Here is a 13,400-nt window from a genome sequence, read left to right as displayed (position 1 = left end):
ATGTCATTTCGATAGAGCAGGGCGGGACAGAGAGCATTGGGGCGAAAGAGAAATCTTGTACGCCACACAAGTTTGATAAGCATATTGGGTTAGCAGGATGTATAGGATTTCTCACTCGTTCCTCGTATCGAAATGACAATCGTGTTTTGGTTAGGCAGTTGGTCCCTTCTTTCATGATTCTTGGATCCTACTGTCTTGACTCTTGAATTCTTGAGTCTTTCCCAGAGGTTATAACCTATTCTAAAAAGTTATAGCTATTGTTTAAAGGTGTTTTAACGGCTATATTTGCATTTAACTTTATAAAAACAATTCATTTTGGATTTATTTGATAAAATAACAAAAAGCTTGGGTGGGCCGATAGGTCAGCACCAGAAGTGGTCGCATGGTTATTTTTCTTTTCCTAAGCTGGAAGGCGAGATCGGTCCCCATATGCAGTTTAAGGGAAAAGAGCATTTGGTTTGGAGCCTCAACAATTACCTGGGTTTGGCTAACCATCCCGAAGTAAGACAGGCCGATGCACAAGCCGCTGCCGACTACGGTATGGCTTACCCTATGGGCGCAAGGATGATGTCGGGAAACTCAATTCATCACGAAGAACTGGAAGATGGCCTGGCAAAATTTGTCGGCAAACAATCGGCCTTTTTGCTTAATTACGGTTACCAGGGTATGGTGTCTATCATTGATGCTTTGGTAGATAGGAACGATGTTATTGTTTACGATGCTGAATCACATGCTTGTATTATAGACGGTGTACGTTTACATATGGGTAAACGCTTTGTTTACCAGCACAACGATATCGAAAGCTGTGAAAAGCAACTGGAGCGCGCAACCCGTTTAACCGAACAAACAGGCGGCGGTATATTGCTGATCACAGAAGGTGTTTTCGGTATGTCGGGCGCACAGGGCAAGCTTAAACAGGTTGCTGAACTTAAAAAGAAATATAACTTCCGTTTACTGGTTGATGACGCGCACGGTTTTGGTACCATGGGTAAAACCGGGGCCGGCACGCACGAAGAGCAGGATTGTATGGATGAGGTGGATGTATACTTTGCAACCTTCGCCAAATCAATGGCTGGCATAGGTGCTTTTGTAGCTGCTGATCAGGATATCATTCATTACCTGCGCTATAATATGCGTTCGCAAACCTTTGCCAAGGCTTTACCAATGCCAATGGTATTAGGTTTGAAAAAGCGTTTCGAAATGTTGAAGACCCAGCCTGAACTTCGCGAGAAATTATGGTTGATCGCCAATACTTTACAAGCTGGTTTAAAAGAACGCGGCTTTGACCTGGGCGCTTCAAACACCATGGTTACTCCGGTATTTTTAAAAGGTGATCTTTTTGAAGCCACAGCATTAACCCGCGACCTTCGTGAAAACTATGGTGTTTTCTGTTCAATAGTGGTTTACCCTGTAATCCCTAAAGGATTGATCGTACTAAGGTTAATCCCAACAGCATCGCATAGCTTAGAAGATGTACAACGTACGCTCGACGCTTACAGTGCTATCGGCGAAAAGTTGAAAGCCGGTTATTACAAAGAAAATAAACTGGAGATAGCTTAATAGCAGATCTGGTAAATAATATAGACAGCTCCGGAGATGATCCGGGGCTTTTTTTGTGCCTGTAATTTTGTTGTAGAGACGCATAATTGCGTCTCTCGCGTGCAATTTACGGTTGCAGATTGGCTTGTCCTGTGGGAGACGCAATTATGCGTCTCTACATTTAAAAACCCTGATAAAACGTTTTCTAAATTATTTTAGCAAGCTTTTTTGTTTAACTAAAACCCTTTTCTATTTTTACGCCTACCATATCAAAACCATGAAATTAACCAGACGACATTTTATAAAAATTAACAGCGTTGCAGCTGCCGGTATCGGTTTAGGTGTAACCCCGGTATTTGCTTCGGCTGTGGCTCCTGCCTTCGAAAGCCAGCGCCCGAAACTGGCCGACCGTAAATTTACCAGCAAGGCTGTTGAAGCTATCATTAAAAAGGTTAAGGCCGATATTAAAGATCCTGAAGTTGCCTGGCTTTTTGAAAACTGCTATCCAAACACTTTAGATACCACGGTAAACTATTCTGAAAAAGATGGCAAGCCCGATACGTTCGTAATTACCGGCGATATTAACGCTATGTGGATGCGCGATTCATCGGCACAGGTTTGGCCGTACCTGCCGCTCATTAAAAATGATCCGGCGCTTAAAAAACTGATCCAGGGTGTGCTGAGCCGTCAGGCTAAATGCGTTATCATTGACCCTTATGCCAATGCCTTTAACGAAGGCCCAACCGGCAGCGAATGGGATAGCGACCGCACCACCATGAAACCCGAGCTACATGAGCGTAAATGGGAAATCGATTCACTTTGCTATCCTGTAAGGCTGGCCTACAACTATTGGAAAATCAGCGGCGATAGCAGTTTCTTCGATGAAAACTGGCAAAAAGCCGGTAAGATCATCCTGGCTACATTTAAGGAGCAGCAACGTAAGGATGGTAAGGGCCCGTACTTTTTTCAGCGTAAAACCGAAACACAAAGCGATACCGCACCTAACAGGGGGTATGGCAACCCAATTAAACCAGTTGGTTTGATCTGCTCTATCTTCCGTCCGTCTGATGATGCTACTATTTACCCTTTCCTGATCCCGTCGAATTACTTCGCGGTAGCAAGCTTAAACCAGATGGCCGAGATGTACAGCACTATTGGTCATGATAATGCTACTGCCGATGCCTGCAAGGCTTTGGCAACAGAAGTACAGGCAGCACTTAAGCAATATGCAGTTGGCAGTCATCCACAATTTGGCCAGGTGATTCCGTTTGAAGTTGATGGCTATGGCAACCAACTGTTCATGGACGATTCAAACGTACCAAGCTTGTTGGCCTTGCCATATCTTGATTCGGTAAAAGTTGACGATCCGTTGTATCAGAGCACCCGTAAGTTTGTTTTAAGTGATAGCAACCCTTACTACTTTAAAGGTACCGCTGCCGAAGGTATTGGCGGTCCGCACGTTGGTATTGGGTATATCTGGCCAATGGCAATCATTATGCGTGGCATCACTTCAACTGATAAAGCAGAGATTGTACAGTGTATCAAATGGCTGAAGAGCACACACGCGGGCACTGGTTTCATGCACGAATCATTCAATAAAGACGATGCTAAGGACTTTACCCGTAAATGGTTTGCCTGGGCTAACACTTTATTTGGCGAATTGATACTAAAAGTACACGAACATTATCCCGATATATTACAGCAGACTTTTTAAACCTGCTAAATATATTAATACTTTAAAGTATTTTAAATACTGTCTTATAGTTGTATAAATAGCTATAGATATTATTTATACTTTGTTATAATTTGTATTTTAATTATTAATCAAACTTATTTTGAAATATAAGTTTGATTTAAACTTTTTAATAAAAAATAAGCAGGGCCTAATAAATGGAAATCCCTAAAAATGTGGAAAAAAACCACTGTTAAGGCCGTATTTTTTGGCTTCAAAAGTTTTTAATTAACAAAAAACATTTTAGCTTAGCTTTAATTAAAACAATAAACCTCAAAATTTAAAAGGAGTAATTAAATGAAAAAATTTACTGAAGTAAAAGAGCTTGTAGCTGCTTTAGAGGCTGATGCCGACAAATTCTACAACAAAGGAAACAGCGCTGCCGGTACACGTGTACGTAAAGGCATGCAGGATCTAAAAAACCTGGCACAGGCAATTCGCCTTGAAGTTCAGGAAGCTAAGAATAAAGAAGCTTAGTAAGATTTTTTATCATCTTATTCCAATAAAAAACCCGGTCCATGGACCGGGTTTTTTATTTTATGTTAATCTTGAAAAGATTTTGTCATTCTGAGCGATAGCGAAGAATCTTCTTCGATAAGCAGAGTGGCTATACAGAGCGGAGAAGATGCTTCGTTCCTACCCATGACAAAAGTTTTGAGTTTGACATGGGTTGAAACGAAGCAATGAATACTCTTCTGCCTTTTTATCTTTTTACGCTTTTACTGCTACCGGAGCCAGTTTTTTAAGCTCGCCAGCAATTGCATCGGCTGTTTTTTCGCTTACCTGTACCAGTGGTAATCTTACTGTATCGCCGCAGATGCCCAATTGCTTTAATGCGGTTTTAACACCCGCAGGGCTGCCTTCAGTAAACATCAAACGGGTAAACTCAATCAGATCAAAATGTGCCGCGTGTGCTGCTTTGTAATCGCCGTTGAGTAATAGCCTTACCATATCAGATAACTGGCGGGGCAGAGCATTACCGATAACCGATATTGCACCAACGCCGCCCAAAGCCATCATTGGTAAAGTAACCGGATCATCGCCCGATATAAATAAAAAGTCTTCAGGTTTATCACGCATCAATTGATTAAACAGATCGAAATTACCTGATGCTTCTTTAATGCCGATGATGTTTTTAAACTCTTTTGCCAGGCGCACGGTTGTTTCTGCACTAACTGTACTGCCTGTGCGGCTTGGTACGTTATATAGAATTATTGGTAACTTGCTGTTTTGCGCTATTGCCTTATAATGCTGATAAATGCCCTCCTGGGTAGGTTTGTTATAATGCGGACTCGCTGAAAGTATAGCATCATAACCATCAATATTAAACGATTTTATTTGCTCAACAACTTCATGAGTATTATTGCCGCCTATACCGGCTACCAGGCCAACGCGCTTATTTACCACTTCGGCAGTGAAGGCCCAAACTTGCTTTCGTTCAGCCTCGCTCAATGTGGCGCTTTCGCCGGTTGTACCTAACGATACCAGGTATTCCACCCCGCCATCAATCAAATGTTCAATCAGGTTTTTCAACCCGTCGTAGTCAATTTGACCATCCGCATGAAAAGGGGTTACCATAGCTACCCCTGTTCCGTAAAATATATTCATGAGTAAAATTAAAAGGATGCTAATATAGTGATTAGTGATTGGAGATTAGCGGTTTGTTAGAGGTTTATTTTTTGAAAAAGTGCCTTGGTTGAGTTTAAAGTTAGATTTTGGGTGGAAAATTGCATTTTAACTCATCCGTCATTGCGAGGCACGAAGCAATCCCCGATGAGCAGGTCCGCTCTGTTTAGTTTGGGATTGCTTCGTGTCTCGCAATGACACGGTGGAGATATTATCAAATCACCCCAAACAACGATCCTCCCTTTTCCCCCAGCTTATCCACCGTTTTTTCAACCTCCGGTACCCGTTCAAGCACTGGCGCGTGATGTGGTTTTATCCGGGCGTCAATGATCAGCGGACCTTTACAACCCCAGTGTTTATGCTCGGTAAAGCTGCCCACGCCATAAATATCGTGCGAAGGATTACTGCGGGTAAAAGTTACCCATACAAAATTATTGATAGTTTGTGCGGCGAAACCGGCATCGTCGCAGAGTACTACCAGCGGCAAACCATTTAGGTCTTCGTCCTGCAAATGATATTCGATAATGCTGATGATGTTATCGATATCCTTATGATTTACATGTTTGGGTATTTCAACCATTAATACGCCGGGCATAGCCATTTTATAGCCTGTGATAGGGCGGGGGAGGTTAAACCAGTCCGGCAGTTCTGTCCAAAGTTCGCGTTTGATCTCACCGGCAACCGTGATGGCTACTTTACTGCCCGAGTTTAGGCCTTCGCCACTATAATCGAGTGTATCAATGGTGGTGTTGGTGTGAAAATGAAGGTCGCGGGTGAGGTCAATCCTTTGCAGGATATGTTTCAGGAACCCGCCGATATCATTTACATTAAGTTTAGGATCATCCTCCCGTGCTGCAATGAACAGGTATTTGGCAAGGCTTAACTGGCCTTTACCCAATATATGATTGGCGATGGTAACTATCTCTTGTGGCTTACGTTCTTTAAGATAAGGGGTGTAGCGCTCGCTGCCAATAGCAAAAAGGAGTGGGTGTACACCCGCAGCGTCAACCGCATTAACGGCATGCAGGCCAGGAATTTCTTTAGGAATGGCCGACCCGGTAATTTCGTGGATCAGCGCCCCAAAACTGGTATCCTCTTGCGGCGGGCGACCAACCACGGTAAATGACCATACGGCATCCTTGCGGTGGTAAACATTATGTACCTTCATCAATGGAAAGGGATGCACCAGGCTATAGTAACCCAAATGGTCGCCAAAAGGGCCCTCGGGCTTATTTTCATGCGGCATAACGGTGCCGGTGATCACAAAATCAGCATCAGCCGAAATGCAGAAACCTTCGGCGTCATAAAAATAGCGAAAGCGGCGATTGCCCAATGCACCTGCAAAGGTCATTTCAGATAAACCTTCGGGCAGGGGCATTACTGCAGCCACAGGATGCGCCGGTGGACCACCTACAAAGATGCTTACTTTTAACGGCTGCCCTTTGGCGTTAGCTTTGGTTTGGTGCACACCAATACCCCGGTGGATCTGGTAATGTAAACCTATTTCCTGGTTTTGTATATAATCATTACCGGCCAGCTGTATGCGGTACATGCCCAGGTTGGCGTTCATGATGCCCGGCTGATCAATGTCTTCAGTATAAACCTGCGGCATGGTGATAAAAGGGCCGCCATCCATAGGCCAGTTTACAATTTGTGGAATATCGCTGATGTTGCATTTGCCAAATTTAACCGGAGCAGCGGCACCGCTTTTCATAGGCAATGCCGAAAGGGCGGTTAAGCCGACACCTGCATATTTAAAAGGATTTTTTATGGCCTTTATAGGGTCGTTTTTAATATCAACCAAAACCTTGATCTTTTCGAGCGTGTCTCTGAAAATAAATTTCGACCTGTTTAGTGTGCCAAACAGGTTTGATACTGCCGGAAATTTACTGCCTTTTACATTTTCGAATAATATAGCAGGACCTTCGTTTTCAAATACCCGTAAATGTATGGCCGCCATTTGCAGGTGCGGATCAACTTGTTCTTTGATACGAACAAGATGGCCATTTTTTTCAAGATCGGTAATGCAGGCTTGTAAACTTGAGTAACCCATAAGGGCGAAATTAGCGTTTTTTTTATTGCGGCATTAATTTCATTATCATTAGCAGATTACTAAATAAGTATAACAAATAGTAATCGCCAATTAACATAAGCAATGACTTAATGCCTCAATGATCTAATGATAAAATACGTACTTTCGCATCAATATTAATTCCCCGTATGTCGGTTACTATACTTACGCTTATTATACTTGTTGGGTCGTATTTGGCGGGTTTATTGGGTTCATTAACGGGTTTGGGCGGAGGAGTTGTCATTATTCCGTTGTTAACAATTTTACTTGGAGTTGATATTCAGTATGCCATTGGAGCATCGCTGATCTCTGTTATTGCCACTTCATCGGGTTCGGCTGCCGCTTATGTTAAAGAGGGGATAACCAATATCAGGCTGGGCATGTTTCTGGAGATAGCAACCACGGCCGGTGCCATGGTGGGCGCGCTGATAGCGGTTTACATTCCCACAAATTTTATAGCGGTGTTATTCGGTGTTATACTGATCCTTTCGGCGGTAATGTCGTTACGAAAAAAAGCTGAACATATCCATCAGCAAAAAAGTGTGCTGGCCGAAAAACTGAAGCTCAATGGCAGCTTTCCGACCCCAGCCGGCGACGTTGCATACTCGGTAAGGAATGTGGGCGGAGGTTTTTTTATGATGCTTTTTGCCGGCGTAATATCGGGTTTACTGGGCATAGGATCGGGGGCGCTAAAGGTTTTGGCCATGGATGGCATTATGCGCATCCCTTTTAAGGTTTCCACCACTACAAGTAATTTCATGATAGGGGTTACCGCAGCTGCCAGCGCAGTGGTTTATCTGCAACGCGGGTATATTGATCCCGGTTTGTGTATGCCGGTTGCTATTGGTGTATTGTTAGGTGCTTTAAGCGGATCAAAAATATTGGTACATACCTCATCCTCGGGATGGCTGCGTGTGGTTTTTGCCGTAGTGGTTACGTTTTTGGCCTCGCAAATGATATATAAAGGAATTACCGGTAATATATAGTCATTATAGTTGGTCATTAGGTCATTGCGTCATTAAGTCATTTTGTATGATGTATGACGTTAACGAAATGGCTGTTCGATCCGATAAAAAATGACTCAATGACTTAATGACTGAAGAGAATGACTGAAAAATTTAAAGATACCGATATGCAGGCCGTTATAGGCTGGATACTACGTGCAGGGGTACTGGTATCAATGAGTGTTATTTTTATTGGTGGCGTTATTTACCTCTACCGGCATGGGCAAACACATGTTGATTACAGTAAGTTTGTAGGTGTGCCCGATTTTGTGAGTAATCCTGGCGGTATTATACATGGCATTTTTAATTTACGCGGCCGGGCAATTATACAGGCCGGGGTAATTTTACTGATAGCCACCCCGGTTATCAGGGTGCTGTTTTCGGCTATTGGCTTTATTATGGAAAAGGATTTTCTGTATACAGCAATTACGGTACTTGTATTGCTTATTATTTTGGCGAGTATGATAAGCGGGCACGCAGGATAATATTTTTGAAAACCTTTTTGCATTTAATATAGTATATATAATAAATGCAACGACGTACAGTACAATCAGCGGCTTTAAGCAGCGTTGGCTACGATGCAGACGCGCGAATCCTTGAACTTGAATTTAGGGAAAACGGCGGTGTGTGGCAGTACTTTGGTTTTCCGTCGTCTACTTATAAAAAATTTATTAACTCTGATTCGCTGGGGCATTTCTTTGTTACCCGGATAAAAGGTAAATACCCCGAGCTAAAAGTTAGGTTCGCACATCATTAATTTCCTGTCCTGCGGCGTTCATCGTCATTTCCCGTATTGCGTTTATTGGCCGATTTAATGGTGCTTTTACCAAATCGATAACTAAAGTTAAGCCTCACAATGCGCGTATCACGCTTATTTACCTCCGATAGATCGATGTTTTGATAGCTGGCGTGGTTGCGCCCCCTGTCTGTATTAAATATATCGTTGAGTGTTAATTTAACGGTAGCGCGTTTATCTAATATTTGTTTGCTCATGCCTGCATTTACCGAATAGCTGGCCTTTAATTCATTGATACCATAGATGGTTGGTGTTTCATATCTGCCTGATATTTCGCCGAGTAATGTACTTGTTATGGTGAAATTTTGTGTGCTGCCAAAAATGATATCCTGTTTGCCTTTGTTAAAGTTGCCATTTTGTGCATAAGCCTTGTATCGTACGTAAATAGCGTCGAGGTTAAAACTGCCCGACCACCATTTGGTGAATTGGACAGGTGCATAAAATGAAGCCCCGTAAACAAAGATCTGCCCAAAGTTTTTGCGATAGGTTACATTAACCTTACTCGAATCATTTTGATAATAAATAGGAAAGTCGTAAGCATCATTGGTTACAGTATAGTATAACTCTGTAGAAAAAGTTTGATCGTACGTATTGGACACCTGTATGGTATTGGTGTATTCAGGTCTTAGCTGCGGGTTACCTGCCCGGTAATCGTACAGATCGGTATAATACAAAAATGGATTGATATCCTCATAAAGAGGCCTGTGGATGCCCCGGTTATAACTAATGCCGATGATGTTTTTTTTATCGGCTTCATAACTTATTTGTGCCTGCGGAAAAAGGTTGAAATAGTTATTTATGTTTACGCTCGGGATGTCATCATTTAATCCCCATGATTTTCCGGTTGCATGAGTATTTTCGGCCCTGATACCTGCAGTAATGTCCCACTTGCCAATTTTATTAACGTAGTTGATATAGCCTGCACTTACTGCTTCGGTATAAAGGAACCTGTTGCTGAAATCTTCATCAGCCTGGTATAAATTGTTAACTTTCGGCCCGAAAATGAGGTTGTTGTTACTGCTGGCGTTATTATACTTAATGCCAGCCTCTAATCGCGAAGTTTTGCTCAGGGGATTTACGAAGTCGACTTTTGAGGTCCAGATATGAATGTTTGATGGCGAAAGGTTTTCTAAATCAAGGTCGTCGCGGTAGGCTGCTCCCGAAGGAATAAAAAAGCTATTGGTAATAAACTCATTTGAATGACGGTTGTAGGAAGAGTAATTGCCATCTACCGAAATGCTTCTTCCCTTTTTATCCAGTACCGCATTATAATTAATGTTGTAACTTAAATAACTACTGCCCCTGTCAAGGTTTGAGCGGGCCCTGATTATTGAGTCGAGTTTGTTTTGATTGCTGATGTACAGGTCGTTGTTTTTTGCGAAATCATCTTCCCTGATAATGCCGCTTACCAAAAAGCCTATTGTTTGGTTGGGAGTGATCGTATAATCGGCCCCGATCTTGAAATTGTGATTGATCGTTTTTTGGATGTTGTTATAATCAACATCGTAGTTACTCAGGATATCATTATAAATAATATTCCGGTTAGTTGTGATGGTGCGTGTGCCTTTATTATTATCATAGGTGTAATTACCAAAAACATTAAGCTTGCTGGTGCGGTTGTTGAAAACAATGCCTGCTGTGCTTTTATAATATTTGCCATAACCGGCCATGGCGGTAATTGTACCGTTGGTTCCGAGGTTTTTACCTTTTTTTAGAATGATATTGATAATACCGCCGCCTGATGCATCATATTTGGCCGATGGACTGCTAATCATTTCAACCTGGTCAATTGTGCTGCTTTGCATGCTGCGGAGCAAACTGGTAAGGTCATCGCCGGTAAGATTGGTTGGTTTGCCGTCGATAGTTATTAACGCAGCTTGCCGGCCATTAATGCTTAAAGTTTCGTTACTGTTAACCCTTACCCCCGGCGATTGTCTTAAGATATCAAATGCCGAATTGCCTTCGGCCAGGATGCTGTTTTGTATACTTAATACAATTTTACCAGGTTTAACCTCTATATAGGGCTTCCGGGCTACAACTTTAACTTCCTGCAGCTGGTTATCTGATAGTTTTAAAACAATATCATTGGTAATTATTTTTTGGCCGGCACTTACTTTATAGGGCCCTGCATAAACTTTAAGGTATCCTACCTTACTAATAAGCACTAAATAGCTATTGGGCTGCAACCCAATAAATTCAAACTGACCATTTTTATTTACAAGGTTTGATTTTAATACAGCGGAGTCGGGGGCCGAAAGCAGAACAACAGTAGCCGCATCTGCCGGCTGATTATTTTCTGTTAAAACTTTACCCTGTATTATTGATGATTTTGTTTGGGCAAACGAAATACAATACATTCCTGTCAGGAATGAAAAAAATAAGGCTGCTGTTAAAACCCTCATTAATTAGTAAATGTAGAAGTTTGCTATAGTTTAAAAAAAAATATAAAAAGGCACCGCAATATAATACAATATATATAAAACTATATGTATTGTATTTATATTTTAACGATATAATATAAAACAATGTTGCAACATCAGTATGGTTGTAACTAATAAAAAGTTTTGCACCACTGCAATTAATTATTGTTTACAAAAAGCAGGTAATAGTATAAATAAACAAAACAACCTGATTTTTTCTTTATTTTCGGCCCAGCACATCATCGCACTGTATATTGACCATTATAACATGAAAAGATTTTACCTGTTAATATTAATTACCTGTTTTGCAGGGAAATTGTTTGCACAAATGCCCCCGGCTAATTATGCCGCGGCTTTAAATAAATTTAAACAGTTATATAATAATAACCAACCGGACAGTGTGTACAGCATGTTTGGGCCGGAAATGATGAAAGCGCTTTCAAAAACCGATTTCAAGAATACCACAGTACAGCTAAAAACACAGTTGGGCTCGTTAATACAAGCTGATTTTGAAAGTTATGAAACCCCGATAGCACATTATAAAGCTACGTTTCAAAAAAGTGTTTTTTTATTAAATCTGTCGCTAAATGCCGATAACAAATTTACAGGTCTTTCATTAACTCCATACACAGCACCTGCTACTACGGCAGGCCCGGCAGCAAGTACCAGCATAGCTACCGATCCATCTTTGGTAGAGTCGCCTGTAACTGTTAAAACCTTGCTTGGTTCAATATCAGGAACGTTGGCTATGCCTAAGGATGCAAGCGGAAAAGTGCCGTTGGTTATGATCATTGCGGGTTCGGGTCCTACGGATAGGGATGGCAACAGTCCTAAATTGGGCCTTCATGCCAATATTTACAAGATGATAGCTAATGAGCTGGGCAAAAAAGGTATCGCATCCTTACGTTATGATAAACGTTTGGTTGGCCAAAGCACTACATCCATCAAAGAAAACGAGATCAGGTTTGAAGATTATGTTGAAGATGCCGCTGCTTTGCTTAACACGTTTACTGCCGATGAGCGTTTCTCGAAGGTGATTATTCTTGGGCACAGCGAAGGCTCATTAGTAGGGATGATGGCTGCATTTGATGAACCTATAAAAGGCTTTATATCAGTAGCTGGTGCAGGTGATTCGGCAGATAAGATACTGACGGAACAAATGAAATCGCAGCCCGCGTTTATATCAGATGGCTTTAACCGCATGCTGGATAGCTTGAAGCGGGGTAAAACAACTGATAATATCGACCCAGCGCTTTACTTTATTGCCAGGCCAAGTATTCAGAAATACTTGATGTCATGGTTCAGGTATAACCCGCAGCGCGAGATCAGAAAGGTAAAAGCACCAATATTGATCATTCAGGGAACAACCGATTTGCAGGTAACCGTTGGTGATGCCGAAAAGCTTAAAAAAGCAAAATCAGATGCCATACTTGATATTATTCCTAATATGAACCATGTGCTGAAAGAAGCCCCGGCAGATAAGGAAAAGAATAAAGCCACTTACAATGAACCCGATTTGCCGCTTAAACCGGAGTTTGTTACAGCCATAACTAATTTTGTGCTGAAGACAACGAAGTAAATTGCTTTTTATGCTTATAAAATCCCGTCATTGCGAGGTATGAAGCAATCCCCGACTTGCAGGTGCGCCCTGTATAGTTCGCGATTGCTTCGTACCTCGCAATGACGGATGGAGGTGTCCGTTTTATCCTACCACGCCCCCAATAACCTCCTGATCACGATGATCTCGGCTATATGATAAGCATTATGGTCTGCCGCCTGTAATGCTTCACGAAGGATAGTTTGGCCATCGCCATGTGGAATTTTTTCATAAATATCCTCACTTTTTACCAGCTCAATCAACGCTTTCAGATCATCATCAATCTGTTTAATGCACTCATTCCAGGCTTCGTCATCTTTTGGAGCAAGTTCTTTAGGCCAGTAATCATCGGGCCAGTTTGGTGATTCATGGCTACCGTCTTTACTAAACTCAAGCATATCCCATTGTGCAATACGAATATGCTCAACCAATTGCCATATGGTGTAGGGAAGTTTATCAACTTTAACCCCGCGAAGCTTTGGCGGCAAGCCATCAAGCGCTTTTTTTAAATCGGCGTGGGCATTACCGCCTTGAAGCAGGTGTGTGATCTCGTTAATTAAAACTTTGTGTTCGTTATTCATAGGTAAATCAAATGTTTGTTAAAGTAACAAATTC

11 protein-coding genes are annotated in these 13,400 nt (G+C 41.9%); 7 read left to right on the top strand and 4 right to left on the bottom strand.

Features of this window, described 5'->3' with window-relative positions; all coding sequences use genetic code 11:
- Positions 1 to 315: 315 nt before the first annotated feature.
- The 3 genes from MTO98_RS28065 to MTO98_RS28055 all read left to right on the top strand — a co-directional run bounded on the left by MTO98_RS28065 (position 316) and on the right by MTO98_RS28055 (position 3,748).
- Complete coding sequence (locus MTO98_RS28065) at positions 316 to 1,560, top strand: aminotransferase class I/II-fold pyridoxal phosphate-dependent enzyme (RefSeq protein WP_243482281.1); 1,245 nt, start codon at positions 316 to 318, stop codon at positions 1,558 to 1,560.
- A 256-nt stretch (positions 1,561 to 1,816) separates the two neighbouring features.
- Positions 1,817 to 3,253 (top strand): glycoside hydrolase family 125 protein, encoded by a 1,437-nt coding sequence (locus MTO98_RS28060; RefSeq protein WP_243482280.1) that lies wholly within the window; start codon positions 1,817 to 1,819, stop codon positions 3,251 to 3,253.
- 315 nt (positions 3,254 to 3,568) lie between these two features.
- The gene (locus MTO98_RS28055) at positions 3,569 to 3,748 is read left to right on the top strand and encodes a histone H1 (RefSeq protein ID WP_090529881.1); all 180 of its coding nucleotides are present in this window, start codon (positions 3,569 to 3,571) and stop codon (positions 3,746 to 3,748) included.
- 234 nt (positions 3,749 to 3,982) lie between these two features.
- Here MTO98_RS28055 and dapA read toward each other — a convergent pair whose 3' ends face one another.
- The gene (dapA, locus tag MTO98_RS28050) at positions 3,983 to 4,879 is read right to left on the bottom strand and encodes a 4-hydroxy-tetrahydrodipicolinate synthase (RefSeq protein ID WP_243482279.1); all 897 of its coding nucleotides are present in this window, start codon (positions 4,877 to 4,879) and stop codon (positions 3,983 to 3,985) included.
- A gap of 232 nt (positions 4,880 to 5,111) precedes the next feature.
- The gene (locus MTO98_RS28045; protein ID WP_243482278.1) at positions 5,112 to 6,950 is read right to left on the bottom strand and encodes a UbiD family decarboxylase; all 1,839 of its coding nucleotides are present in this window, start codon (positions 6,948 to 6,950) and stop codon (positions 5,112 to 5,114) included.
- A gap of 167 nt (positions 6,951 to 7,117) precedes the next feature.
- Here MTO98_RS28045 and MTO98_RS28040 point away from each other — a divergent pair, with 167 nt between their 5' ends.
- The 3 genes from MTO98_RS28040 to MTO98_RS28030 all read left to right on the top strand — a co-directional run bounded on the left by MTO98_RS28040 (position 7,118) and on the right by MTO98_RS28030 (position 8,729).
- The gene (locus MTO98_RS28040) at positions 7,118 to 7,954 is read left to right on the top strand and encodes a sulfite exporter TauE/SafE family protein (protein WP_243482277.1); all 837 of its coding nucleotides are present in this window, start codon (positions 7,118 to 7,120) and stop codon (positions 7,952 to 7,954) included.
- Positions 7,955 to 8,073: 119 nt separating this feature from the next.
- Positions 8,074 to 8,457 carry a DUF1634 domain-containing protein gene (locus MTO98_RS28035; RefSeq protein WP_243482276.1) on the top strand — a complete coding sequence of 128 codons (384 nt, stop codon included), beginning with the start codon at positions 8,074 to 8,076 and terminating at the stop codon, positions 8,455 to 8,457.
- Positions 8,458 to 8,501: 44 nt separating this feature from the next.
- Positions 8,502 to 8,729 (top strand): KTSC domain-containing protein, encoded by a 228-nt coding sequence (locus MTO98_RS28030; protein WP_243482275.1) that lies wholly within the window; start codon positions 8,502 to 8,504, stop codon positions 8,727 to 8,729.
- On the opposite strand, the gene MTO98_RS28025 is transcribed toward MTO98_RS28030, so the two are convergent.
- Positions 8,726 to 11,170 carry an outer membrane beta-barrel protein gene (locus tag MTO98_RS28025; RefSeq protein ID WP_243482274.1) on the bottom strand — a complete coding sequence of 815 codons (2,445 nt, stop codon included), beginning with the start codon at positions 11,168 to 11,170 and terminating at the stop codon, positions 8,726 to 8,728. The genes MTO98_RS28030 and MTO98_RS28025 overlap by 4 nt on opposite strands.
- Before the next feature lie 286 nt (positions 11,171 to 11,456).
- On the opposite strand from MTO98_RS28025, the gene MTO98_RS28020 reads away from it, so the two are divergent.
- Positions 11,457 to 12,767: an alpha/beta fold hydrolase gene (locus tag MTO98_RS28020; protein WP_243482273.1), complete on the top strand. Its 1,311-nt coding sequence runs from the start codon at positions 11,457 to 11,459 to the stop codon at positions 12,765 to 12,767.
- A gap of 128 nt (positions 12,768 to 12,895) precedes the next feature.
- Here the strand turns inward: MTO98_RS28020 and MTO98_RS28015 are convergent, their stop codons facing one another.
- Positions 12,896 to 13,366 carry a DinB family protein gene (locus MTO98_RS28015; protein ID WP_243482272.1) on the bottom strand — a complete coding sequence of 157 codons (471 nt, stop codon included), beginning with the start codon at positions 13,364 to 13,366 and terminating at the stop codon, positions 12,896 to 12,898.
- Positions 13,367 to 13,400: the final 34 nt, after the last annotated feature.

The sequence above is a fragment of the Mucilaginibacter sp. SMC90 genome, assembly GCF_022811725.1.
Taxonomy (GTDB): Bacteria; Bacteroidota; Bacteroidia; order Sphingobacteriales; family Sphingobacteriaceae; genus Mucilaginibacter.
The sequence above is the reverse complement of the archived record's forward strand: the minus strand, read 5'-3'. Positions and strand labels throughout refer to the sequence as shown.